This window comes from Ellagibacter sp., assembly GCF_048412355.1.
Taxonomy (GTDB): Bacteria; Actinomycetota; Coriobacteriia; order Coriobacteriales; family Eggerthellaceae; genus Ellagibacter.
This window is the reverse complement of sequence record NZ_DBFSAP010000034.1, coordinates 1-21,860: the sequence shown is the minus strand read 5'-3', so window position 1 is coordinate 21,860 and position 21,860 is coordinate 1. Positions and strand designations below refer to the sequence as shown.

The following is a 21,860-nucleotide window of genomic DNA, read 5'->3' as shown; positions in this document are numbered from 1 at the left end:
TTCCTTGACGCGTTTTCCCTGCGTGCTATGCTTTTCGAGTTTGAGACAAGACCGTCAAATGAAAGGCACGGCATGGACATCAAAGAGTTCCACGGCGTAATTCCCCCCGTGGTAATCCCCCTGAACGAAAAGAAGCAGCTCGACCTCGAGTCGTTCGAGCGCTCTATCAACCGCATGATCGACGCAGGCGTGAACGGCCTGTTCTTCTTGGGATCCTCGGGCGAAGTCGCCTTCCTCACCGACGCCCAGCGTTACCACGTGCTGCAGGAAGCCGTGGCCATCGTGAACCATCGCGTGCCCGTGCTCGCCGGCGTCATCGACATGGAAACCCTGCGCGTTATTGACCAGTGCAAGCGCGCGAAGGGCTACGGCGTCGACGCGCTCGTCGCAACCGCCCCATTCTACGCGCTTGGCGGCCCACGCGAGGTCGAGCGTCACTTCCGCGACATCCGCGAGAACACCGACCTGCCGCTGTTCGCTTACGACCTGCCCGTGTGCGTGCACACCAAGCTCGACCCCACGATGCTCGTGCGCCTCGGCAAGGACGGCGTGCTCCAGGGCGTGAAGGACTCCTCCGGCGACGACGTCTCCTTCCGTTGGCTCGTGCTCGAAAACGAGGACGCAGGCCATCCGCTCCAGCTGCTCACCGGCCATGAGGTCTGCGTCGACGGCGCTTACCTCGGCGGCGCGGACGGCTCCGTTCCCGGCCTTGCGAACCTCGATCCGTTCAGCTACGTCGAGCAGTACAAGGCGTTCCAGGCAGGCGATTGGGCGAAGGTCAAGGAGCTGCAGGATCACCTCGCCCGCCTCATGTTCCTCACCCGCGTCGTGAAGGCGACCGTCGGCTTCGGAGCCGGCGTTGGCGCTTTTAAGACGGCACTGTGGCAGATGGGCGTGTTCAACACGAACCAGATGCGCGAGCCTGTCCAAGCGCTTGAAGGCGAAGACGTCGCGGCCATCGTCGAGGTCCTCAAGAAGTCGGGCCTCATGGACGCCGACGCGCCTATCCGCAAATAACGTCACCCAGCAGAAGAGCGCGGCGTGCAAGGGCGAAAGGCCCGCGCGTCGCGCTCCTTTCTTTCGAGCCATTCAAGGAGTAGCATGGCAACCTTCCCTGCGAACTGCGATTTTCCTGCGCGTGTTGTCGCGATTGATGTGGGCGCCACCAAGATCACGGGCAGCATCGTGCGCTACGATTCCGCTGAAGCCGAGCCTGTTGTGGAAGATTCGCGCACCGTGGCGACCGAGGCGATGAAGGGCGGAGCGAGCGTCCTCGACAAGATTTGCTCGCTTGCGAGCGACCTTGCCGTATGCGCCCCCGCCTCCCCCCTCGGTATCGGAGTGGGAACCGCCGGGCGCGTCGACGCGAAGTCCGGCGGCATCGCCTACGCGAACGACCTCATGCCGGGCTGGGGCGGACAACCGCTTGCCTCAGCATTGCGCGAGCGCTGCGGCCTTCCTGCCGCCATCTTGAACGACGTGCAGGCTTACGCAGTGGGAGAAGCCCGCTGGGGCGCTGGGCGCGGTGCTGATACCTGCATCATGATCGCCGCGGGAACCGGCGTCGGCGGTGCCGTTATCGCGCATGGCCGCATCGTGCGCGGCAAGCACGGTTTCGCGGGCGAGGTGGGGCATATGGCCTCCTCTGTCGCCACGGGGATTCCCTGCGTTTGCGGAGGAAGCGGGCATCTGGAAAGCGTCGCTGCAGGTAGCGGCATCGAGGCACGTTTCTTCGAGGCCACCGAGGAACATCTCTCCGGGGCCGAGATTTCCGCACTTGCCGCAAAAGGCGAACAGCCTGCACGGCGCATCATCAAGGAAGCAGGCTTTGCGCTTGGCCAGGCCATCGCCGGTCTTACTAACATCCTCGACCCCGACATCGTCATTTTGTCGGGTTCGGTGGTGAAAGCCGGCACGGAATGGCGCGCGGAGCTGCAGCGCGGGTTCGACGGTCAGATCCCCTCAATCCAGCGCGATCTCCCCATCGTCGATGCTAAGCTTGGCGCAACCGCCCCGCTCATCGGCGCGGCAGAGAACCTCATCGATTCGCTTTAACGCCTAAGCGGTCCTTTCACACGAAGGCTAAAACCGGCGAGCTGCATACATGCTTGCAGCTCGCGCCCAACCCAAAGCACATCTCGCTAACTGCAAAGGAGCATCTCATGATCGATCCCATTATTCAGCAGCTCAAGGGGAAGCTCATTGTAAGCTGCCAGGCCTACATGGGTGAGCCCCTGCGCCACCCTGAAACGATGGCGCAGATGGCACGCGCCTGCGAGCTGGGCGGCGCTGGCGGAATCCGCTGCCAGGGACTTTCCGACATTTCCGCTATTAAGGGACGTACCGAGGTGCCCGTCATCGGCATTTGGAAGGAAGGACACGAGGGCGTCTACATCACGCCGACGTTGCGTCATGCGCGCGCCTGCGTTGCCGCCGGTGCCGACATCGTCGCGGTAGACGCCACCGACCGTCCGAGGCCCGACGGCAAGACGCTCGAAGACACTGTGCGCCCGCTCAAGGAAGAAGGCGTGCTCGTCATGGCCGATTGCTCGACGATTGAGGACATCCGTCACGCCTTCGCCATCGGATGTGACATCGCCTCGACAACGCTTTCGCATCCTGGGGCCGCCATCGACTGCGGAATGGCCGACGGCCCCGACGTTGCGCTCGTGCGCCAAGCGACGACGGAATTCCCCGACAAGCCCGTCATCTGCGAAGGCCGTGTCCACACGCCCGCCGACGCAAAGGCCGCCATGGACGCCGGCGCCTGGGCAGTCGTCGTGGGAACCGCCATCACGCACCCCACGTCCATCACGAGCTGGTTTGCGGAAGCGATCGAAGGGTAAGAGTACACCGAATCGAGTCAATCCTGACACAAAAGCCGAGGTGTCCCACTCGGTAGTAAGAGACCAACAAGAAATCCCAGATCGAGCAAGCGCTTGACCTGGGATTTCTTGTTTAAGAGCCTGCTCAAGTTCGTCGCATTCCCCAATTCGAGGATTCTATCCGCGGGATACCTCAGCTTTTGTGCCAAAATCATCCTCTCAGGATGCACTTTTTTTAGCAGCGAGGGTTAGTTGTCGTTTCTGCTTATTCCGACACCCCCGGCGCGCGTTTATCCCACCTAGGCTCTCCTTTAGAACAGCAACTTCCCTCGCAAGACGACGTGCTTTACCTGAAGATCCCCGTCGAGCACAACGGCATCGGCGATCTTCCCGGGCGCAATGCTCCCGCGCTCGCCAGAGATACCGAGCGCCTTCGCGGGCGTCATCGTTGCAGCGCGAACCGCATCGGCCAAGGGGATTCCCATCTTCGTCACCGTCGTACGCAAGCACGCCATGACACTGCTCACACTACCCGCAAGCGACCCGTTCTCGATAGTCGCGCGATTGCCGTGCACGGTGAACAGCTGTCCGCCGAGCTCGAAGGTCCCGTCACCCAGCCCGCACGCTCGCAGCGAGTCGCTGATCAAAATCATGCGCTCGGGGAAAAGCGAGAATGCGAGGCGAACCATCGAAGGCGCAATATGCACGCCGTCAGCGATAATCTCGCAGGTCACGTCTCGCCGGTCGACAGCAGCGGCAATCGGACCCGGCTCGCGATGATGCAACCCCGGCATCGCGTTGAACAGGTGGGTCATGTGACGCGCTCCCGCCTCAAAGGCAGCGGCAGCCGTCTCGTAATCGGCGCACATATGCGCAAGCGAAACGCGAACACGCCCCGAAACCTCGCGAATGAACTCCAGGTTGCCAGGTTCCTCTGGCGCGACATCAACCAGCTTGATCTTCCCCTGCGCCGCCTCTTGCCAACGCTCGAATTCCCCCATCGTCGCGCCGCGCACGTACGATGGGTTCTGAGCGCCAACTTTCCCCGGCGAGATGAAAGGACCCTCCATATTGATGCCGACGATCGCGGCCTCGTCGTCAGCGCCGGAATGCCCGGCAATCGATGCCACGATGGGGATCAACCGCTCCTCGGGAAGCGTCATCGTCGTCGGGAATAGGGCCGTAACGCCCTGAGAAGCTTCGTAACGGGCGATTGCGGCGATTCCCTCATTCTCGGCGTCACAGAAGTCGTGCCCCATCGCTCCGTGAAAGTGCACATCGATGAGGCCAGGGATGACCCAGCAATTGGAGACGTCGATCGTCTGATCCGGCGAGCACTCCCCTATCGGTTCCTCCGCGAAGACACCGCCCTCGACGTACACGTCGCGCGCGTCGAACCCCGCACCGCTGAAGACCTTGCCACCAGAAATGATCATACGTTTCCCTTTCTCATGCCATCGCGCGTGCAGCGAATCCTACAAAAGCGCTGCCGCCTCCTTATCGAGCACCACCGTCACATCCGGATGCAGCTGCAAAACACTCGCAGGAACCTGCGGAACTACTGGCCCACGAAGCACGTCGCGAACGATTTCCGCCTTACCTGCGCCATTCACCACGAGGAGAATCTTGCGCGCCTTCATGATGGTGCCGATGCCCATGGTGTAGGCCTCGCGCGGCACCTCATCGGCGGAATCGAACAGGCGGCTGTTCGCCTGGATGGTGCTCTCCGTGAGCTCGACGCAATGCGTGGTCACGGGGAAGGAATCGCACGGCTCGTTGAAGCCGATGTGCCCGTTGTGCCCCAAGCCCAGAAGCTGCAAATCGACGCCGCCGGCTTGCGCGATTGCCTGCTCGTAAGCGTCGCACGCCGCCTGGGCGTCATCCATCGAGCCGTCGGGTACATGTGTCTTCTCAACATCGATATCGACGTGGTCGAAGAGGTTGTCCTGCATGAAGTAACGGTAGCTCTGGTCGTGAGTTCCAGGCAGGCCGCGATATTCGTCGAGATTGAACGACTGCGCGTTAGCGAAGCTGATCTCGCCCGCGTCGCACGCGCGCACGAGCTCGGCATACAGGCCAATCGGGGTCGTGCCTGTCGCGAGGCCGAGGACGCTGTCCGGCTTCGCCTTCAGCTGCTCCGCGATCACGTTCGCCGCGGCAACACTCATCTCCTCATAGTTTTCGGTAACCACTACGTTCACGTCAGTTTTCCTTTCCAACCAGCGGCCAGCCCGGCCGCTCCTTCGCTTTCATCCAGTGCAACGCACATGCTGCAGCGCACTCGTTATGTCCAGAAAAGTACCGTCTCAAAGAAGCTCGAATACGCCCAAGAATACACATCGGAATACCACCCCGTTTCGGGGACGAAGCAAATGAGCGCGCTATAGAGGACGCTCACTGCCACAAGCAAGAGAAGCACTTTGGTGAACACCTGCGCCATCGTCGAACCTGGCACAAGGTTCTCGTTCACAATGAAGACGAGAAGCACCGCGGCAGCCAAGAGCATGAAGCTGAAGTCGGCATAGTAGCGCTGCAGGATTCCCGCCATCTCCGCATCAAGCAGCGCGACGATGACGCCCGCTGCGATCAGCACCAGGATGACGCCCATGATTGTGCGCGTCGAGCGCTGAGAAATACGCAGCTTCAGGATGCGGGAAGCGAACGGAAGCACCCAAAGCACCGGCAGGCAGGCCAGCACGCCGCCGAAGGTGACTTCTTTGATAGTCTGCCCCATGTAGGTGGTCTCGAACGGCGTCGGCTGCAGGAAGGGGAACACCCCCGTCACGCATGGCGGCTGCAAGAAGTACGTGAACAGCGCGGGGGCCAATCGTCCCACGTTCATTCCGCGCTTCGTCATGTCGTTGACCGTGAGATTGTAGTTCGCGCCGAAGTCGGTGAGGGACCCGAAGCGCGCATTGTTATACAGCATGATGCCGGCAGCGACCACGACATACGGCGCTATTAAGCAAGCGAATTCCTGAGCGCCTCGCCTCGTGAAAAGCCGGCGCTCGGTGATGTAGCGGCGCCAGAACAGCGGGAAGGCAAGAAACGATAGCAGCACAAGCTGCGGTCGGCATCCTGCGACAAGCGCCATGCATAACGAGCCCGCGAGATACCATCCACACGGCCTCTGCGAGCCGCGACCGCACATCCACAGATAGAGCCCCCAGACGGAGAACGCCAAGCCGCACGCTATCGGCAGCGAATAGAACGTCGGAAACTTCACCAGGTACAATATTCCACAGCACGCGACAAGGGCAATCTGGAGAAGCAGGTACAGTCCAAGGCTCACTTGCTTGAAATGATAGCGGGCAAAGCGATCGAGCAAGGCCGAGCACCCCAGAATAAAAGCGATCACTGCGAGGAGCACGCCGATAGCTGTTGGGAAACTCGCGCCTGTCGCCAAATAGCACGGCAAGTAGAACAGCAGCACCGGCACCACACCGAAGTACACGTAATAGTGTCCCTGGTAGTAAGCGACGTCGAACAGATACGGCTCGCCCGTCTCCTTCTGCAACTCGTCACGAGCACCCTTGTCATAGGGATCGTCCATCTGCTGAAGCCAGTCGGGCGGCTCCTCTTCCAGATAGAGCTTCCCCTGCGACATGGATTTAGCGAGCTCGGCATACTGCTGCGCGTTCTCGCCGCCGACCTCAAACGAGTTCGCAATACTATGGCCGTCCCACGATCCGAAGTTGTAGGTCGACGTGGCAACGCCCACAAGGTTGGACCCCATGAAGAGAAACGACGAGATGAGCACGACCTCGATCGCGACCGCGCAGATGATTCCCCCCTTCGAGAGCTTCGGCCGGCGAACAATGCTCACACGGTAAACACTCGAACCAGGGCGGAAGAGATATGTAAACGCCAGGATGCCGATCACGCCGAAAAAGCGAAGGAAGTTGAAGGAAAACGGCCGATGGGCGTTCAACACAAGACTTGTAAGGCGAACTGGGTAGTTGGTCTTCTCGTTGCCGACAAGCTCGATTCGAAGATTCTTCACGTAGCCGGTAGTATTCAGATTCACGTACTGGCTCTCCGACACCATGGTCGAGATGTCGACCTCGGGAACACCGAGGGTATATTCCGTCGTATCAAAGTACGTTGCGTGGGCATCGTCGGTGAACTGAATCTTGAAGGTAAGGTTTTGCGCAGGTTGCTCCCAGTCGAACTTGAGATACACGTTGTGGACCTCGGTGTTCAAATTCGAGAACTCAATGACGTTGTCAACTTCGGTAATCTTATACTGCTCGTCGCTGGTTTCCTGCAGCTCAAGGGAATCACTTAGATCAATCGAGTTGTAGCCCAGCGACTTATAGAAGTTGATGTTGAACACGAAGACTTCGAGGAAAAGCGCGATTGCAATAATGACAGCCGCCACCTTGGCAATATGCGCAAGCAAAGAACGCCTCGGGAGGACCCGAGACTCGTACAGATACGTGATATTCCTTCGGAGCGTTGGCATGACTCATCATTATAGCGGAGAAAGGCCCCGCTCAATGAACGGGGCCTTGGGAATACGGGGTTTTCTGGTGAGAACGACGAATAGACCGCCGCGTTGCCCCTCTTACAGCTCAAGAGCCTTCTTCACGTCGGCATAGACAACGTTCGGATCCCGATCGCCATCGATGGAAACGAGCAAGTCGCAGCCACGATAGTAATCGATGAGCGGGCTCGTGGACTTCTCGTACACGTCGAGACGATTGCGAACGGTTGCCTCGTTGTCATCGTCGCGCTGGTACATCTCGCCACCGCACTTGGGGCATTGCGCGTCAGCTTCAGAGCCGATGTAGCCGCAGTCCTTGCACATACGACGCGAGGTGAGGCGCTTCACGATAACCTCGGAGTCAACGTCGATAAGAAGAGCGGCGGACAGGGGACGGCCCAGCTTGGAAAGCTCAGCGTCAAGCGCAACAGCCTGAGCGGAAGTGCGCGGGAAACCATCGAGAATGAAGCCCTTTTCCGTGTCCGGTTCGCCGAGACGCTCGGTCACAAGCCCAATGATGACGTCGTCGGGGACGAGATCGCCCGCGTCCATGAAGGACTTCGCCTTTTTACCAAGCTCGGTTCCAGCTTTCACGGCAGCACGAAGCATGTCGCCAGTGGAGATATGGGGCGTGCCGAATTCCTCGACGAGCTTGGCAGCCTGCGTGCCTTTACCAGCGCCCGGAGCACCCAGCAACACGATATTCATGATTGAGTTCCTTTCAATCAGCAAGGATAAATTCCATCGCCTATTCTACCAAACGCGCAACGTGAGCGCGAAACTTCACGCAAACGGAAAAGGCCACGGGCACTCCACCCGTGGCCTTGGTTCCTAACATGCACATGAACAGGTCATATGCAAACGGTCTTACTTGAAGAAGCCGTCGTAGTTATGCATCTTCAGCTGGCTTTCGACCTTGCTCATGGTGTCGAGCGCAACGCCGATCATGATGAGGATCGAGGTGCCGCCGAACGCCTGAATGAGCTGGTTGCCGCTGAAGTAGAAGATGATCGTCGGGATGACCGCGATGCAGGCGATGAAGATACCGCCCGGAAGGGTCACGCGATGAATCACGTTCTTGATGTAAGTTACGGTTGCAGAGCCGGGACGCACACCGGGAATGAAGCCACCCTGTTTGCGCAGATTGTCCGCCGTGTCCTCGGGGTTGAACACCATCGAGGTGTAGAAGTACGCGAAGAACACGATGAGCAGCACGGTCAAAATCCAGTTGAGCCAACCGGTAGAAACTGCATCAGCGAACGCCGTCAGCCAACCAACGTTGAACAGCGCAGCAAGCTGAGCCGGGAAGTAGATGATGCAGCTCGCGAAGATGATCGGGATAACGCCCGCAGCATTCACCTTCAAGGGGATGTAGGTGGACTGGCCACCCATCATCTTGCGGCCCTGGACGCGCTTGGCATAGTTCACCGGGATGCGGCGCTGAGCGCGCTCGATGAAGATGATCGCGGGGATGCAAGCGAGAACCACGATGAGGATGAGCGCCGTGATAGCAATGCCCATTCCGAAATCAGCCTGCAGGTTCACGGACGAGAAGATAGCAGCGGGAACGCGGGACACGATGCTCACGAAGATGATGAGCGACATGCCGTTGCCGATACCGCGTTGGGTGATAAGCTCGCCCATCCACATGATGAAGGCCGTGCCGGCAACAAGCGTGAACACCACGATGATGTCGGTCAGGACTTCGGGGACCTGGTCGGTGAAGACCACGCCGTATGCGGAGGACTTGAACAGCAGCAGGTAGCCGATAGCGTTGATCAGGCCAAGGCCGAGCGTCAGGTAACGCGTGACCTGGGTGATCTTGCGACGACCGGTCTCGCCTTCCTTCGCCCAACGGCCCACGGCGGGAATCACGCCCTGCATCAGCTGCATGATGATCGATGCAGTGATGTAGGGCATGATGCCGAGTGAGAACACAGAGAAGTGCGAAAGGGCACCGCCCGTGAACAAGTCGAGCATGGTCATCGAGACGCCCGAGTTCGAAAAGGAATTCGCGAACTCGTTGAACGGGATACCGGGCACGGGGATGTAGGCTCCGAAACGATACAGCGCCAAAATACCCAACGTGAACAGAATCTTCTTACGAAGTTCCGGTACCTTGAATGCGTCAATGATAGAGCTTAGCAAGGCTCTTCGACCTTTCCTCCGGCTGCTTCGATCTTCGCCTTAGCGGAAGCAGACACCTTATCGACCGAAACGGTGAGAGCCTTCGTTAGCTCGCCGTCGCCCAGAACCTTCACCAGCGCATCCTCGTGCTTGATGATGCCCTTAGCCTTGAGAGACTCGCCGTTGACGACCTCGCCGGCCTCGAACTTCTCCTCAAGACGGGAAACGTTCACCGGCAGATACTCGACGCGATTGATGTTGCGGAAGCCGGGGAGCTTCGGCAGACGCATCGCGAGAGGAGTCTGGCCGCCTTCGAAGCCGGGGCGCTTGCCGCCACCAGCGCGGGACTTCTGACCGTTCAGACCGCGACCGGCAGTCTTGCCATAGCCAGAGCCGTTGCCGCGACCGACGCGCTTGCGGCTGTGACGAGAGCCCTCTGCAGGCTTGAGATCCTTAAGTTCCATTGTGCAATACTCCTTACATTCGCTTCCAGGCTGTCTTACCTGGGGCTGGCAGCTCGCCGCCAGCTAACTTCCTAATAACGCCCAGATTGGCGCCACCGGTGTCCGGCACGCCAATCCGAGATTATACCTTAATGAGAATATGTGAGCGGGGCAAATCCCAACTTACAGTTCCTCCACTTTCACAAGATGCTTCACCTTGAAGATCATGCCGCGGACAGACTCGTTGTCCACGAGGTCGTGGGAACGACCGATCTTGCCAAGACCAAGGCTCTTGAGCGTGGCAAGCTGATCCTTCTTGTAGCCGATGGAGCTCTTGATCTGCGTTACACGCAGCGTTTTCTGTGCCTCAGCCATTACTAGTTCTCCTTCCCGCCGAAGATCTGAGCGACGGACATGTTGCGGCGCTCCGCAACCTCAACCGGGCTCTGCATCTTCTGGAGACCGTCTGCAGCAGCCTTCACAACGTTCATCGCGTTGTTAGTGCCGAGAGACTTGGCGAACACGTTCTTGATGCCTGCGAGCTCCATGACCGCACGAGCGGGGCCGCCGGCGATAACGCCGGTACCAGGAGCAGCCGGCATGATGAGGACGCGGCCTGCGCCGAACTCGCCCACGATGTCGTGGGGAACGGTGCCTTCCTTGGTGATGGCGACGGAGAACATGTTCTTCTTCGCGTCATCGACGCCCTTCTTGATAGCCACAGGCACTTCCTTAGACTTGCCCAGGCCGATGCCCACGCGGCCGTTGCCGTCGCCGACGACGACAAGCGCGGTGAGCGCAAAGCGCGTGCCGCCCTTGACGACCTTGCACACGCGGTTGATGTAAACGACGCGCTCCTGGAGCTCAGGAACGGCAGCGTTTTCTTGCTGTTTGCGAGCCATACGCTTAACCCCTTCTAGAATACCAGGCCTGCTTCACGAGCAGCGTCGGCCAGAGCCTTGACGCGCCCATGATAGAGGTGGCCGCCGCGGTCGAAGACGACCTTCGTGACGCCCTTTTCCTGAGCCATTTTGCCGATGATGGTGCCGATCTCAGCTGCGCCCTCGACGGTGCCGCCCTTCTTGCCCGTTGCCTTGAACTCGGGGCCGAGGCTGGAAACGCCGCAGATGGTGGTATGCGACACATCGTCGATAACCTGCGCGTAGATGTTCGAATTGCTGCGCGTCACGCAAAGGCGCGGACGCTCAGGAGTGCCGGAAATCTTGCCGCGAACGCGACGATGGCGACGGGCTAAGCCTTTCTCATGCTTCAAATCATTGCTTCTCATGATGATCCCTTCAGTAAATTACCGTAGCGCTTAAGCCCACTAGTCGCCCTTAGCAGCCTTGCCAAGCTTGCGACGCACAACCTCGCCCTCGTAGCGAATACCCTTGCCCTTGTAAGGCTCCGGCTTGCGCCACTTGCGAATGTCGGCTGCAACCTGGCCAACCTGCTCTTTGCTTGCGCCGTGAACGATGATCTCGGTCTGGCTGGGGACCTCGAAGTTGATGCCCTCAGGCGCTTCGATGACAACCGGATGAGAGTAGCCGAGGGAAAGCTCGAGGGACGTGCCCTTGAGCGCGGCGCGGTAGCCGACGCCGACGAGCTGAAGCTTCTTCTGGAAGCCATTCTCAACGCCTTCGACCATGTTGTGGATGAGCGTACGGGTGAGACCGTGGAGGCTCTTGGCCTCGCGGGAGTCATCCGGACGAGAAACGATGATCTCATCGCCTTCGCGGGCAATGGTCATCATCGGGTTGAAGCTGCGGTGCAGTTCGCCCTTCGGGCCCTTCACCGTCAAGTTATGACCGTCGATGGTCACCTCAACGTTGGCAGGAACGGCGACGGGCTGCTTGCCAATACGCGACATATCTTTGCCTTCCTTTCCTACCAGATGTAGGCGATAACCTCGCCGCCGATGCCCTTGTTGCGAGCGTCGCGGTCGGTCATAACGCCTTGGCTAGTCGAGATGATTGCGGTACCGAGGCCGCCGAGAACGCGCGGAAGGTCGTTCTTGCCGGCGTAGATGCGCAGACCAGGCTTGGAAATGCGCTTAATGCCGCGGATGGTCTTGGCCTTTTTGGGGCCGTACTTCATCGTGATCTCGAGGGTTGCGCGGGGCTCGCCATCGATGATTTCGAAGCCCTGAATGTAGCCCTCTTCCTGCATGATGCGGGCGATCTCGACGAGTTTCTTGCTCGACGGCATGGAAACCGTCGGCTTGCCGACAGAATGAGCGTTACGCACACGCGTAAGCATATCTGCGATGGGGTCGGTCATGCTCATTTTTGTTTTTCTCCTTTGATCCTTGATGAGCCTAAGCGCTCGGTTCGTTGGCGCCCATAACGCCTCCGCCTGATGCGCCGGCACACCCTAGCGTGTGAATCCGGAAAGGACTACCAAGAGGACTTGGTCACGCCGGGAAGTTCGCCTTTGCTCGCCAGCTCGCGCACGCAAATGCGGCACAGGCCGAACTTGCGATAGTAAGCGCGCGGACGTCCGCAGCGCGTGCAGCGGTTGTGCTGACGCGTGGAGAACTTCGGCTCGCGCTTGGCTTTGGCGATCATCGATTTCTTAGCCATGCATTCCTTCTTTCTTGCTTTAAAGGCCGCCTCCCTTAGGCAGCCTTAATGCCGAGGTTACGCAAATGGGCCGCGAGTGCGACCCGATTTGTTTTACTTGCTCTTGAACGGGAAGCCGAGCGCCTCGAGGAGCGCAAGGGCATTCTCGTTGTTTTCAGCGGTGGTGACGAACGTGATGTCCATACCACGGGTGCGGTCAACCTTGTCGTACTCGATCTCAGGGAAGATCAGCTGCTCGGTGATGCCGAGCGTGTAGTTGCCGCGACCGTCGAAGCTGGTGCGGGAGATGCCGCGGAAGTCGCGAACGCGCGGAAGCGCGGTGGACAGCAGGCGGTCGAGGAATTCCCACATGCGGTCGCCACGAAGGGTGACCTTGCAGCCGATAGCCTGGCCCTCGCGAACATGGAAGCCTGCGATGGACTTCTTGGCGCGGGTGACACAGGGCTGCTGGCCGGTGATGATGCGCATGTCGTTCATGGCAGCATCAAGCAGCTTGTGGTCGCTGGCGGCAGCGCCAACGCCCATGTTCACGACGATCTTCTGGAGACGCGGAACATTGTTGATGTTGGAAATGCCGAGCTCTTTCTCGAGCTTCGCGACGATTTCGCTTTTGTACTTTTCCTTCAAGCGAGGAGTAGTCATTTTTGCCTCTCATCCGATGATTTGAACGCCGGATTTCCGACCCGGCGTCCCTGGATTGCCCAGGGTCATACAACAACCTGCGCACCGAAAGGCGCGCAGGCTGAAGATTATACGTTACTTGACACCTATTTGTCGATGTCTTTTCCACATTTCTTGCAAACGCGGACTTTTTTACCCTGCTCGTTAACACGCTTGGAAGTACGGGTGGCTTCCTTGCAGTTCGGGCAAACAAGCATCACGTTGGAAACGTGAAGAGGAGCCTCAACGGTGGTGATGCCGCCCTGCGGGTTCTGCTGCGTGGGGCGCATAGCCTTTTTCACCATGTTGCACTTCTCGACGACCACGCGCTGACGCTGCGGGATGGAGCGGAGAATCTCACCGGTCTTGCCCTTGTCCTTGCCAGACAGGATCTTCACGGTGTCGCCCTTCTTAACATGCATCGAAGACATATCTCACTAACCTCCCTACAGCGTTTCCGGTGCCAAAGACACGATCTTCATGTACTTCTTGTCGCGGAGCTCGCGAGCGACGGGCCCGAAGATACGGGTGCCGCGCGGAGAGCCGTCCTGGTTGATCAGGACAGCCGCGTTCTGGTCGAACTTGATGTAGCTGCCATCGGCGCGACGCACTTCCTTCTTGACGCGCACGACGACGCAGCGTACAACCTCGCCCTTTTTCACGGAGCCGTTCGGCATTGCTTCCTTGACGCTGCAGATGATCACGTCACCGAGGCCCGCGTAACGGCGCTTGGAGCCGCCCAGGACCTTGATGCACTGCACCTTGCGAGCGCCGGAGTTGTCGGCAACCGCGAGCATGGTTTGCATCTGAATCATTGCTTAACCTAACTTTCTCGTGAATAGCATGCAAAAACGCACGTGCTATTTTGCCTTCTCGACGATCTTCGACAGACGCCAGCGCTTCATCTTGGACAGCGGACGCGTCTCCATGATCTGAACAGTGTCGCCGATGCCGGCTTCGTTGTTCTCATCATGCGCATGGAACTTCTTGGTGGTGGTGATCATCTTGCCATAGACCGGATGCGGCTTGCGCTCCTTGACGGCAACGACGATGGTCTTGTCATTGGCATCGCTGACCACAACGCCCTGGCGGACCTTGCGCGAATTGCGAGTTTCACTCATGTTGCACTAACCTTTCTCGCCTTAAGCGCTTAGCTCGCGCGCACGCATCTCGGTCTGGATGCGAGCGATGTCTTTTTTAACCTGACCAACACGAGCGGTGTTGTCGAGCTGGCTGGTAGCCATCTGGAAACGCAGGTTGAAAAGCTCAGCGCGCGCTTCCTTCAGTTTCGCCTGCAGATCGTCGGCAGACAGTTCACGAATCTCTGCTGCTTTCATTTACGCCTGCCCCTCCGTTTCTTTGGAAACAATCTTGCACTTGATGGGCAGCTTGTTGATGGCAAGGCGAAGAGCTTCCTTAGCGGTCGCTTCGTCAACGCCATCGAGCTCGAACATGATGCGGCCCGGTTTAACGACGGCTACCCACTCTTCGGGGTTGCCCTTGCCGGAGCCCATGCGGGTTTCTGCCGGCTTCTTGGTGATCGGCTTGTCGGGGAAGATCGTGATCCAAACCTTGCCGCCGCGCTTCATCTGGCGGGTCATGGCGATACGAGCAGCCTCGATCTGGCGATTGGTGATCCAGTGAGCTTCGAGGGCCTGAATGCCCCAGGAACCATGGCTCAGACGGGTGCCGCCCTTGGCTTTGCCCTTCATGGAGCCACGCTGCACCTTGCGGTGCTTGACGCGCTTAGGTACGAGCATTACTTCGTCCCCCTTTCGTTACGGTCGTTGCGACGGGAACGGCTCGGACGAGAGGTGCCTTCGAGGGCCGGCTGGGGAGCCTTCTGGCCGGGGAGGACCTCACCGTGGTACACCCACACCTGGATGCCGATGGCGCCCATGGTGGTGTTGGCGGTGCAGAAGCCGTAATCGATCTTGGCGCGGAGGGTATGCAGAGGCACGCGGCCTTCGCGGTACCACTCGCGGCGGCTCATCTCGGCACCACCGAGACGGCCGGAGCACTGGATGCGGATGCCCTTGGCGCCGCTCTTGCGAGCGGACTGCACGGCCTTGCGCATCGCACGGCGGAAGGCCACGCGGCCTTCGAGCTGCTCAGCAACGGACTGAGCGATGAGGTTCGCGTCGAGCTCGGGACGCTTGACCTCGACGACCTCGATGTTCACGGGGCCGTTGGCGATCTTCTCGAGCTTCTTGCGGAGAGCGTCGATCTCGGCACCCTTCTTGCCGATCACCACGCCCGGACGAGCGGTGGTGACGATGACCTTGATCTTGTCGCCTGCGCGCTCGATCTCGACCTTGGAGACGGCGGCACGGGAGAGCTGCTTGTTCAGGAACTCGCGGATCTCGAGGTCGTTCGCCAGGTTAGTGGCGTAATTCTTGTCGGCGTACCAGCGGCTGCGCCAGTCTTCGGTGACGCCGATGCGGAAACCAGTCGGGTTGACTTTCTGACCCATGTGCTTTATGCCTCCTCTCGCGGGGCGACGACGATCGTGATGTGGCTCGTGCGCTTGCGGATGCGAGCGGCGGAACCCTTTGCGCGGGGACGAATACGCTTCATCGTGGGGCCTTCGTCAACGTAGGCCTTCTTCACGACGAGGGACTCGGCGCGCAGGTGGTTGTTGTGCTCCGCGTTCGCAACGGCTGAGTTGAGAACCTTCTCCACGGTCTCTGCGATACCGCGATTGGTGAAGCGCAGAATCTCCTGAGCCTGGGCGACGGACTTGCCGCGAACGAGGTCGACGACGATACGCGCCTTGCGGGGAGAAACGCGGACGTAACGGGCTTGTGCTCTAACTTCCATTGTTCACCCCTACCTATCTCTTGCCCTTGTCGGCGGAATGACCCTTGAAGGTGCGGGTCGGGGCGAATTCGCCCAGCTTGTGGCCGACCATAGATTCAGTAATGTACACCGGCACGTGCTTGCGTCCATCGTGGACGGCGATGGTGTGGCCCACCATATCCGGGAAGATGGTGCTGGCACGCGACCAGGTTTTGATGACGTCTTTTTCGCCAGCTGCGTTCATGGCCTCGATACGGCCAAGCAGACGCGGCTCTACGAAAGGACCTTTTTTCAAACTTCTGCTCACAGTTACTCCTTAACGTGTCCGCGCTACTTCTTGCGACGACGGATGATGAGACGGCTCGAAGCCTTCTTCGGGTTGCGGGTGCGATGGCCCTTGCTGGGCATGCCCCACGGCGAAACAGAGTTGCGACCCGAAGACTTGTTCTTGCCTTCGCCACCGCCGTGCGGGTGGTCGACCGGGTTCATGACGGTGCCGCGGACGGTCGGGCGGATGCCCTTCCAGCGGTTGCGGCCGGCCTTGCCGATGCGGATGTTGGCATGCTCGGCGTTGCCGACTTCGCCAACGGTCGCGCGGCAGGTCAGAAGGACGCGACGCATTTCAGAGGACGGCATACGCAGAATCGCGTACTTGCCTTCCTTGCCCATGAGCTGGATGCTCGTGCCAGCGGAACGCGCAAGAGCGGCGCCCTTGCCAGGCTGGAGCTCAACCGCGTGAATCAGCGTACCAACGGGGATGTTGGCGAGCGGAAGCGCGTTGCCCGGCTTGATGTCGGCCTCGGGACCGGAAACAACCATATCGCCGACCTTCAGGCCCTTCGGGTGAAGGATGTAGCGCTTTTCGCCGTCGACGTAGTGCAGAAGCGCGATGCGGGCGGAGCGGTTCGGGTCGTACTCGACCGTTGCCACCTTGGCGGGCACGCCGTCCTTGTTGCGCTTGAAGTCGATGATGCGGTAACGACGCTTGTTGCCGCCGCCCTGATGACGGACGGTGATGCGGCCCTTGTTGTTGCGACCAGCCTTCTTGTGAAGGGGCGCAAGCAGCGACTTCTCCGGCTTCGACGTGGTGATCTCGGCGAAATCGGAGACCGTTTGGAAACGGCGGCCAGGGCTCGTCGGCTTGTACTGTTTGACTCCCATGACACTCTCTTTCTTGCTGGGTTTTTGCTCGCGCGCCTCTCCGCACACCAAAAACCCTCCTACCTTACGTGGCTTCCCGATTGCCGTGGGCACCGATGGAGGCTCGATGTCATGACGCCGGTCTAACCACGCGCCCGGGTGTATCCATAACACCGCAGACGCAACCGAAGATTATACACATCTTTTGGAATGCCGGCAAGAGGGTCTTTTCGTAACGACCTGGGAACACAAGGTGACCACAACTCTTTACCAAACCCTTCACCTAGCAACGGGTATCACTCCCCCACCCTTTTAGTAAGATGTTCCATTGAGAAAAGACGCCGCTTGACGAGACGGCGAATGAAGATACTCGACTAAGGAGCAGCATTGAGCGCATCATCCCAAGCTTCAGCGCAGAAAGTCCTCGTGTTCGACTTCGGGGCGCAGTACGGGCAGCTGATTGCCCGCCGCGTGCGCGACCTTCATGTGTACTCGGAGATCGTGCCATGCGACATCACCGCCGAGGAGGTACGCGAGATGTCGCCGTCCGCCATCATCTTGTCGGGAGGCCCGGCGAGCGTGAACGCCGAAGACGCCCCGCGCGTCGACCCTGCGATCTACGAGCTGGGCGTGCCGGTGCTCGGCTTTTGCTATGGGCATCAAATCACGGCGGTGACGCTCGGCGGCACCGTGTTCCACCCCGAGGTGGGCGAATACGGCCCCGCGACGCTTCACGTTGAGGGCGGCGCGCTTTTCGAGGGCACACCGACCGATCAGACCGTGTGGATGAGTCACTTCGACGCCGTGCGCGACGTGCCCGAGGGTTTCACTGTGGTGGCATCGACCGACGTATGCCCTGTGGCCGCGATGGAGAACGCCGAGAAGCGCATCTACACCACGCAGTTTCACCCCGAGGTCAAGCACACCGAATTCGGCCAGCAGATCCTCTCCAACTTCCTCTTCAACGTCTGCAAGCTCGAAAAGAACTGGTCGATGGACAACCTCGTCGAGACCATGACCGCCGAGTTCCGCGAGAAGGTCGGCGAGGACCGCGTCATCCTGGCGCTTTCCGGCGGTGTGGACTCCTCCGTGGTCGCCGCCCTTGGCGCCCGCGCCATCGGCAAGCAGATGACCTGCGTGTTCGTTAACCACGGCCTGCTGCGCAAGGGCGAGCCCGAGCAGGTCGAGGAAGTCTTCACCAAGCAGTTCGACGTCGACTTCATCCATGTGCACGCCGAGGACCGCTACGCCGAGCTCCTGGCCGGCGTGACCGAGCCGGAGCAAAAGCGCCGCATCATCGGAACGCAGTTCTGGAAGGAGTTCTTCGCGGTCGCCCAGCAGCTGGAAACCGATGGCAAGCCCGTGAAGTACCTTGCCCAGGGCACCATCTACCCCGACATCATCGAGTCCGGCGCACGCAAGACGGGCGGCAAGGCTTCCACCATCAAAAGCCACCACAACCTGATCCCGTTCCCCGATGGCGTGAGCTTCGACCTCATCGAGCCGCTCGACCACTTCTTCAAGGACGAGGTCCGCGAGCTGGGTCTTGCGCTGGGTCTTCCGGCGCACATCGTGTACCGCCAGCCGTTCCCAGGCCCGGGTCTGGCAATCCGCATCATCGGCGCGGTTGACAAGGAGAAGCTCGAGATCTTGAAGAACGCCGATGCCATCGTGCGCGAGGAGCTCGACGCCTACAACGCACGGCTTTTCGAGGAGACCGGCGAGCGCAACTCCGAGCACAGCTGCTGGCAGTACTTTGCGGTGCTGCCCGATATCAAGAGCGTGGGCGTCATGGGCGACGAGCGCACCTATCAGCGCCCGATCATCCTGCGCGCCGTCGAGAGCTCCGACGCCATGACCGCCGACTGGGCGAAGCTGCCCTACGAGGTGCTGGGCAAGATTTCCAGTCGCATCGTCGCCGAGGTCCCCGGCGCCAACCGCGTGTGCTACGACATAACGCCGAAACCTCCTTCGACAATAGAATGGGAGTAGGAAATTCCTTAGTTATGGGGGTATAAATCGCTTAGACGATAACGAGTACCCCAATAAGCCTCTAATTTGATATACTGGCTCCAACGAAGATTGGAGCCAGTATGCGTTTATTCCCTAGAGAAAACTACCTGAAGAAGATCCGCGGCTTCTACCATGACGACGGGATGATCAAGGTCATCACCGGCGTCCGCCGCTGCGGCAAGTCCTGCCTCATGCAGTGCATCGCCGAAGAGCTGAGGGCCGAAGGCGTCGATGACGAGCACATCGTCTTCTTCGACCTGGACCGATACGGGTACCGATCCGTCAAGACCCCTGAACAGCTCGAGGCCCTCGTCGAGCCCCTGCTCGCCATCTCGGGGACGAAGTACCTTTTCATCGACGAGGTTCAAAACGTCGACGGCTTCGAGGACGTGCTCAACGGGTTGCGCACCGAAGGCGGCTTCTCCATCTTCATCACCGGTTCGAACTCCTATCTGCTCTCGGGCGAACTGGCCACGAAGCTAACCGGGCGCTACATCGAATTCGAGATGCAGACGCTGGACTTCGGCGAGTATTGCCAGATGAAGCGCTTCTTAGGACTGCCCGTGAACCCGAACCCGGTCGCGGAGTTCGACGCCTACATCCTCGAGGGCGGCTTTCCGAAAGCGATGGATTACCCCCAGCTCGCCGACAAGCGCGCCTACGTTGCCGCCATTATCGAGGAGATCTTCGAGAAGGACATTCGCAGGCGCGTGAAGATCAAGAACGTCTCCGTGTTCAACCAGGTGCGCGACTACGTCATCAACAACTTCGGCGCCACCACGTCGCTTGCGAACATCCAATCAGACCTCGAGAGCAAGCAGGGCGTGAAGATCAAGCGCGAGACGCTCGCGCGATACCTCCAGATCCTCGAAGACGCGAAGATCGTCAGCAAGTGCGCCCGCTTCGACCCGAAATCGCGGAAATCGCTGCGGGGCGAGCAAAAGTACTACCTGGCGGACCTGGGCTTCTACTTCGCCCTCAACACCGACAAACGCATCAACTACGGGCCCGTCCTCGAGAACATCGTCTACCGCTACGCTCTCGCGCAGGGTTGCAAGGTCAGCGTCGGACGCATCGGGAAGCTGGAATGCGACTTCATCCTCAGGAACCCCGAGATGGGCTACGCATACGTCCAAGTTGCCATGACCATCATGGCCGACCGGGCAACGGAGGAGCGCGAATACCGGCCCTTTACTCAGATTAAGGACAACTATCCCAAGTACCTGCTAACGCGAAGCGACCCCATCCAGCAAAGGGATGGCATCATTCATGCCAACATCCCCGAGTTCATGCAAAATGGAAAGAAGTTCTGATGGCATCTACCGAAGAATACCTGGCATATGCGCTCGATCTGCTGCGCGAAACCCCTGCCGTCACGCATCGCAAGATGATGGGCGAATACCTTCTGTACAGCGAGGGAGTCCTCTTTGGTGGCATTTACGACGACAGGCTGCTGCTCAAGGACGTACCTGTTGCTCGCGAATCTTTCCCAAGCGAGGACATTCCCTACGAAGGAGCGAAACCCATGCTGCTCGTAGACTCCGATGACCCCGCACTTATCGCAGCAACCGTCGCGGCAATGCTCCCTCAGCTTCCACCTCCGAAAAAGAACCGAAAGTCACCCCTTGACTCTCCCCTAAGGTAAGGCCTGACAGTAGGCGCCGTAATAGGAAAGGAGGCATTCAGCATGCTGAAGATCGGCGAGTTTTCCAAGCTGTCCATGCTGACGGTGAAGGCCCTGCGTTTCTACGAAAAGGAAGGGCTTCTTTCGCCCGCCCGCGTCGACGAGTGGACAGGATACCGCATATACGACACCGCACAGCTCAGAACTGCCGCTCGCATCAAGGCGCTTCGCCAGCTGGGCATACCGATTGCCCAGATTAAGGCGATTCTCGGCGGTGCGGATGAGCGGGAGATTCTCCTGGAGCAAGCGCACACACTTCAGGAACAGCAGGCCAAGATTGCCAGAAACCTTTCTGTGATCCATCACCTACTGGAAGGAAACAGCATGAACCATCAAGTAACCGAGAAGACCATCCCCTCCTGCATCGTTTACTACTCCGAAGCGACACTCGCCCAATACTCCGACGCCATGCAGTGGATCCCAGCCCAGGGCGCTGAGGCAAAAGCCCTCAACCCAGACTTGAAATGCGCGGAGCCGCCGTACGAGTTCGTGGAGTACCTAGACTGCGAGCACCGCGAGGCCGACGTACGCGTGCGCCATTCCGAGGCCGTCGAGGAGTTCGGCACGGAAAGCGACAACATCAAGTTCCGTGAAGTCCCCGAGACCAAGGTTTTGAGCATTTACCACCAGGGCGCCTACGAAAACCTTGGCGAAGCGTACGCATTCATCTACAAGTACGCCGAGGACAACGGGTACAAGGTGGCGGGTTTCTCCCGCGAGAGCTACATTGATGGCATCTGGAACAAGGAATCCGTCGACGAGTGGCTGACCGAGATTCAGTTGCCGGTCGAATAGGGCTGATTGCTCATCGCGTCAGCCACCGCGCGCACACGAAGCCCTTTTTCTTGAGCACTCGCTTGCGTGCGAGTTAAGTTTTTGAGGAAAAACAGCCGAGAAATCTGCTAGCGAAGGAAAAGGGCCCTTCGGTATGCTTGCGGGTGTCTAAGCCAAAGCAAGCAAGAGAAAGGCCCTTCACGATGAATCTTACCACGCGCGCCGACGCGGTGGCGGCGCTCCGCGCCCACTACATGCCGGAATTGACCAGAACCGAGGACTTCGAAGCGTTCGAGTCGATCGTCGCCTCGAACGGGAAGTCCCTGC

29 protein-coding genes are annotated in these 21,860 nt (G+C 59.4%); 7 read left to right on the top strand and 22 right to left on the bottom strand.

Translation table 11 applies throughout. The annotated features are described in order from the left end of the window. The first annotated feature begins 72 nt into the window (after positions 1 to 72). From ACMRQN_RS04235 to ACMRQN_RS04225, 3 genes are all read left to right on the top strand, one after another. Positions 73 to 1,017 (top strand): dihydrodipicolinate synthase family protein, encoded by a 945-nt coding sequence (locus tag ACMRQN_RS04235; protein ID WP_418733948.1) that lies wholly within the window; start codon positions 73 to 75, stop codon positions 1,015 to 1,017. 84 nt (positions 1,018 to 1,101) lie between these two features. Continuing rightward, positions 1,102 to 2,055: an ROK family protein gene (locus tag ACMRQN_RS04230; RefSeq protein WP_418733947.1), complete on the top strand. Its 954-nt coding sequence runs from the start codon at positions 1,102 to 1,104 to the stop codon at positions 2,053 to 2,055. Between the two features lie 107 nt (positions 2,056 to 2,162). After that, positions 2,163 to 2,846, top strand: coding sequence for an N-acetylmannosamine-6-phosphate 2-epimerase (locus ACMRQN_RS04225; protein WP_418733946.1), 684 nt, complete (start codon positions 2,163 to 2,165; stop codon positions 2,844 to 2,846). 290 nt (positions 2,847 to 3,136) lie between these two features. Here the strand turns inward: ACMRQN_RS04225 and nagA are convergent, their stop codons facing one another. The 22 genes from nagA to rplB all read right to left on the bottom strand — a co-directional run bounded on the left by nagA (position 3,137) and on the right by rplB (position 17,083). After that, on the bottom strand, positions 3,137 to 4,261 hold the full coding sequence (gene nagA, locus ACMRQN_RS04220; protein WP_418733945.1) for an N-acetylglucosamine-6-phosphate deacetylase: 1,125 nt from the start codon (positions 4,259 to 4,261) through the stop codon (positions 3,137 to 3,139). A 39-nt stretch (positions 4,262 to 4,300) separates the two neighbouring features. Beyond that, positions 4,301 to 5,026, bottom strand: a complete 726-nt coding sequence (nagB, locus tag ACMRQN_RS04215; protein ID WP_418733944.1) for a glucosamine-6-phosphate deaminase — start codon at positions 5,024 to 5,026, stop codon at positions 4,301 to 4,303. 83 nt (positions 5,027 to 5,109) lie between these two features. Next, entirely contained in the window at positions 5,110 to 7,227 is a 2,118-nt protein-coding gene (locus ACMRQN_RS04210; protein WP_418733943.1) for a cytochrome C oxidase Cbb3, read from the bottom strand. Between the two features lie 165 nt (positions 7,228 to 7,392). Next, positions 7,393 to 8,019 carry an adenylate kinase gene (locus ACMRQN_RS04205; RefSeq protein WP_296061641.1) on the bottom strand — a complete coding sequence of 209 codons (627 nt, stop codon included), beginning with the start codon at positions 8,017 to 8,019 and terminating at the stop codon, positions 7,393 to 7,395. Positions 8,020 to 8,178: 159 nt separating this feature from the next. After that, on the bottom strand, positions 8,179 to 9,459 hold the full coding sequence (secY, locus tag ACMRQN_RS04200; RefSeq protein ID WP_297151915.1) for a preprotein translocase subunit SecY: 1,281 nt from the start codon (positions 9,457 to 9,459) through the stop codon (positions 8,179 to 8,181). Continuing rightward, a complete protein-coding gene (rplO, locus tag ACMRQN_RS04195; protein WP_158050409.1) occupies positions 9,453 to 9,902 on the bottom strand; it encodes a 50S ribosomal protein L15 in 450 nt (149 codons plus the stop codon). Before rplO ends, secY begins: the two co-directional genes overlap by 7 nt. 162 nt (positions 9,903 to 10,064) lie before the next feature. Next, complete coding sequence (rpmD, locus tag ACMRQN_RS04190; RefSeq protein ID WP_158050408.1) at positions 10,065 to 10,256, bottom strand: 50S ribosomal protein L30; 192 nt, start codon at positions 10,254 to 10,256, stop codon at positions 10,065 to 10,067. 2 nt (positions 10,257 to 10,258) lie between these two features. After that, the gene (gene rpsE, locus ACMRQN_RS04185) at positions 10,259 to 10,783 is read right to left on the bottom strand and encodes a 30S ribosomal protein S5 (protein ID WP_276998479.1); all 525 of its coding nucleotides are present in this window, start codon (positions 10,781 to 10,783) and stop codon (positions 10,259 to 10,261) included. Between the two features lie 14 nt (positions 10,784 to 10,797). Beyond that, complete coding sequence (gene rplR, locus ACMRQN_RS04180; RefSeq protein WP_296061623.1) at positions 10,798 to 11,169, bottom strand: 50S ribosomal protein L18; 372 nt, start codon at positions 11,167 to 11,169, stop codon at positions 10,798 to 10,800. A gap of 39 nt (positions 11,170 to 11,208) precedes the next feature. Next, complete coding sequence (gene rplF / locus ACMRQN_RS04175) at positions 11,209 to 11,751, bottom strand: 50S ribosomal protein L6 (RefSeq protein WP_296061620.1); 543 nt, start codon at positions 11,749 to 11,751, stop codon at positions 11,209 to 11,211. A gap of 17 nt (positions 11,752 to 11,768) precedes the next feature. After that, positions 11,769 to 12,167, bottom strand: coding sequence for a 30S ribosomal protein S8 (gene rpsH / locus ACMRQN_RS04170; RefSeq protein ID WP_158050404.1), 399 nt, complete (start codon positions 12,165 to 12,167; stop codon positions 11,769 to 11,771). A 110-nt stretch (positions 12,168 to 12,277) separates the two neighbouring features. Further along, a complete protein-coding gene (locus tag ACMRQN_RS04165) occupies positions 12,278 to 12,463 on the bottom strand; it encodes a type Z 30S ribosomal protein S14 (protein WP_158050403.1) in 186 nt (61 codons plus the stop codon). A 93-nt stretch (positions 12,464 to 12,556) separates the two neighbouring features. Further along, entirely contained in the window at positions 12,557 to 13,105 is a 549-nt protein-coding gene (gene rplE, locus ACMRQN_RS04160) for a 50S ribosomal protein L5 (protein WP_158050402.1), read from the bottom strand. Between the two features lie 125 nt (positions 13,106 to 13,230). Next, positions 13,231 to 13,545, bottom strand: coding sequence for a 50S ribosomal protein L24 (rplX, locus tag ACMRQN_RS04155; RefSeq protein WP_246155894.1), 315 nt, complete (start codon positions 13,543 to 13,545; stop codon positions 13,231 to 13,233). A gap of 24 nt (positions 13,546 to 13,569) precedes the next feature. Next, positions 13,570 to 13,938: a 50S ribosomal protein L14 gene (rplN, locus tag ACMRQN_RS04150; RefSeq protein ID WP_158050400.1), complete on the bottom strand. Its 369-nt coding sequence runs from the start codon at positions 13,936 to 13,938 to the stop codon at positions 13,570 to 13,572. Positions 13,939 to 13,983: 45 nt separating this feature from the next. Then, on the bottom strand, positions 13,984 to 14,244 hold the full coding sequence (gene rpsQ, locus ACMRQN_RS04145; protein WP_158050399.1) for a 30S ribosomal protein S17: 261 nt from the start codon (positions 14,242 to 14,244) through the stop codon (positions 13,984 to 13,986). Positions 14,245 to 14,265: 21 nt separating this feature from the next. Next, a complete protein-coding gene (gene rpmC / locus ACMRQN_RS04140; RefSeq protein ID WP_139652572.1) occupies positions 14,266 to 14,460 on the bottom strand; it encodes a 50S ribosomal protein L29 in 195 nt (64 codons plus the stop codon). After that, entirely contained in the window at positions 14,461 to 14,883 is a 423-nt protein-coding gene (gene rplP / locus ACMRQN_RS04135) for a 50S ribosomal protein L16 (protein WP_158050398.1), read from the bottom strand. Beyond that, positions 14,883 to 15,596: a 30S ribosomal protein S3 gene (gene rpsC / locus ACMRQN_RS04130; RefSeq protein ID WP_158050397.1), complete on the bottom strand. Its 714-nt coding sequence runs from the start codon at positions 15,594 to 15,596 to the stop codon at positions 14,883 to 14,885. The genes rplP and rpsC overlap by 1 nt, the downstream gene beginning before the upstream one ends. A 5-nt stretch (positions 15,597 to 15,601) precedes the next feature. Beyond that, positions 15,602 to 15,943 (bottom strand): 50S ribosomal protein L22, encoded by a 342-nt coding sequence (gene rplV, locus ACMRQN_RS04125; RefSeq protein ID WP_158050396.1) that lies wholly within the window; start codon positions 15,941 to 15,943, stop codon positions 15,602 to 15,604. Between the two features lie 13 nt (positions 15,944 to 15,956). After that, on the bottom strand, positions 15,957 to 16,229 hold the full coding sequence (gene rpsS, locus ACMRQN_RS04120) for a 30S ribosomal protein S19 (protein ID WP_296061600.1): 273 nt from the start codon (positions 16,227 to 16,229) through the stop codon (positions 15,957 to 15,959). Positions 16,230 to 16,252: 23 nt separating this feature from the next. Further along, on the bottom strand, positions 16,253 to 17,083 hold the full coding sequence (gene rplB, locus ACMRQN_RS04115; protein ID WP_158050394.1) for a 50S ribosomal protein L2: 831 nt from the start codon (positions 17,081 to 17,083) through the stop codon (positions 16,253 to 16,255). A 366-nt stretch (positions 17,084 to 17,449) separates the two neighbouring features. Between rplB and guaA the strand changes: the two genes are divergently transcribed. From guaA to ACMRQN_RS04095, 4 genes are all read left to right on the top strand, one after another. Continuing rightward, a complete protein-coding gene (gene guaA / locus ACMRQN_RS04110; protein WP_418733942.1) occupies positions 17,450 to 19,054 on the top strand; it encodes a glutamine-hydrolyzing GMP synthase in 1,605 nt (534 codons plus the stop codon). 101 nt (positions 19,055 to 19,155) lie between these two features. Beyond that, a complete protein-coding gene (locus ACMRQN_RS04105) occupies positions 19,156 to 20,388 on the top strand; it encodes an ATP-binding protein (protein ID WP_418733941.1) in 1,233 nt (410 codons plus the stop codon). Continuing rightward, positions 20,388 to 20,720 carry a TfoX/Sxy family protein gene (locus tag ACMRQN_RS04100; protein WP_418733940.1) on the top strand — a complete coding sequence of 111 codons (333 nt, stop codon included), beginning with the start codon at positions 20,388 to 20,390 and terminating at the stop codon, positions 20,718 to 20,720. The genes ACMRQN_RS04105 and ACMRQN_RS04100 overlap by 1 nt, the downstream gene beginning before the upstream one ends. Before the next feature lie 42 nt (positions 20,721 to 20,762). Then, complete coding sequence (locus tag ACMRQN_RS04095; protein WP_418733939.1) at positions 20,763 to 21,554, top strand: MerR family transcriptional regulator; 792 nt, start codon at positions 20,763 to 20,765, stop codon at positions 21,552 to 21,554. Positions 21,555 to 21,860: the final 306 nt, after the last annotated feature.

Excerpts from the sequence above, each read along its gene's own strand:
- rpmD (WP_158050408.1), bottom strand. The coding sequence starts at position 10,256 with ATGGCTGAGGCACAGAAAACGCTGCGTGTAACGCAGATCAAGAGCTCC.
- rplF (WP_296061620.1), bottom strand. The coding sequence starts at position 11,751 with ATGTCGCGTATTGGCAAGCAGCCCGTCGCCGTTCCTGCCAACGTTGAG.
- ACMRQN_RS04230 (WP_418733947.1), top strand. The coding sequence starts at position 1,102 with ATGGCAACCTTCCCTGCGAACTGCGATTTTCCTGCGCGTGTTGTCGCG.
- rpsE (WP_276998479.1), bottom strand. The coding sequence starts at position 10,783 with ATGGCTCGCAAACAGCAAGAAAACGCTGCCGTTCCTGAGCTCCAGGAG.
- rpmC (WP_139652572.1), bottom strand. The coding sequence starts at position 14,460 with ATGAAAGCAGCAGAGATTCGTGAACTGTCTGCCGACGATCTGCAGGCG.
- rplV (WP_158050396.1), bottom strand. The coding sequence starts at position 15,943 with ATGGAAGTTAGAGCACAAGCCCGTTACGTCCGCGTTTCTCCCCGCAAG.
- rplN (WP_158050400.1), bottom strand. The coding sequence starts at position 13,938 with ATGATTCAGATGCAAACCATGCTCGCGGTTGCCGACAACTCCGGCGCT.
- ACMRQN_RS04235 (WP_418733948.1), top strand. The coding sequence starts at position 73 with ATGGACATCAAAGAGTTCCACGGCGTAATTCCCCCCGTGGTAATCCCC.
- rplB (WP_158050394.1), bottom strand. The coding sequence starts at position 17,083 with ATGGGAGTCAAACAGTACAAGCCGACGAGCCCTGGCCGCCGTTTCCAA.
- ACMRQN_RS04225 (WP_418733946.1), top strand. The coding sequence starts at position 2,163 with ATGATCGATCCCATTATTCAGCAGCTCAAGGGGAAGCTCATTGTAAGC.
- ACMRQN_RS04100 (WP_418733940.1), top strand. The coding sequence starts at position 20,388 with ATGGCATCTACCGAAGAATACCTGGCATATGCGCTCGATCTGCTGCGC.
- ACMRQN_RS04165 (WP_158050403.1), bottom strand. The coding sequence starts at position 12,463 with ATGGCTAAGAAATCGATGATCGCCAAAGCCAAGCGCGAGCCGAAGTTC.
- rplE (WP_158050402.1), bottom strand. The coding sequence starts at position 13,105 with ATGACTACTCCTCGCTTGAAGGAAAAGTACAAAAGCGAAATCGTCGCG.
- ACMRQN_RS04205 (WP_296061641.1), bottom strand. The coding sequence starts at position 8,019 with ATGAATATCGTGTTGCTGGGTGCTCCGGGCGCTGGTAAAGGCACGCAG.
- ACMRQN_RS04095 (WP_418733939.1), top strand. The coding sequence starts at position 20,763 with ATGCTGAAGATCGGCGAGTTTTCCAAGCTGTCCATGCTGACGGTGAAG.
- rplO (WP_158050409.1), bottom strand. The coding sequence starts at position 9,902 with ATGGAACTTAAGGATCTCAAGCCTGCAGAGGGCTCTCGTCACAGCCGC.
- nagA (WP_418733945.1), bottom strand. The coding sequence starts at position 4,261 with ATGATCATTTCTGGTGGCAAGGTCTTCAGCGGTGCGGGGTTCGACGCG.
- rpsC (WP_158050397.1), bottom strand. The coding sequence starts at position 15,596 with ATGGGTCAGAAAGTCAACCCGACTGGTTTCCGCATCGGCGTCACCGAA.
- rpsQ (WP_158050399.1), bottom strand. The coding sequence starts at position 14,244 with ATGAGTGAAACTCGCAATTCGCGCAAGGTCCGCCAGGGCGTTGTGGTC.
- ACMRQN_RS04105 (WP_418733941.1), top strand. The coding sequence starts at position 19,156 with ATGCGTTTATTCCCTAGAGAAAACTACCTGAAGAAGATCCGCGGCTTC.
- rplR (WP_296061623.1), bottom strand. The coding sequence starts at position 11,169 with ATGAGAAGCAATGATTTGAAGCATGAGAAAGGCTTAGCCCGTCGCCAT.
- rplP (WP_158050398.1), bottom strand. The coding sequence starts at position 14,883 with ATGCTCGTACCTAAGCGCGTCAAGCACCGCAAGGTGCAGCGTGGCTCC.
- rplX (WP_246155894.1), bottom strand. The coding sequence starts at position 13,545 with ATGCATGTTAAGAAGGGCGACACCGTGAAGATCCTGTCTGGCAAGGAC.
- rpsH (WP_158050404.1), bottom strand. The coding sequence starts at position 12,167 with ATGAGCATGACCGACCCCATCGCAGATATGCTTACGCGTGTGCGTAAC.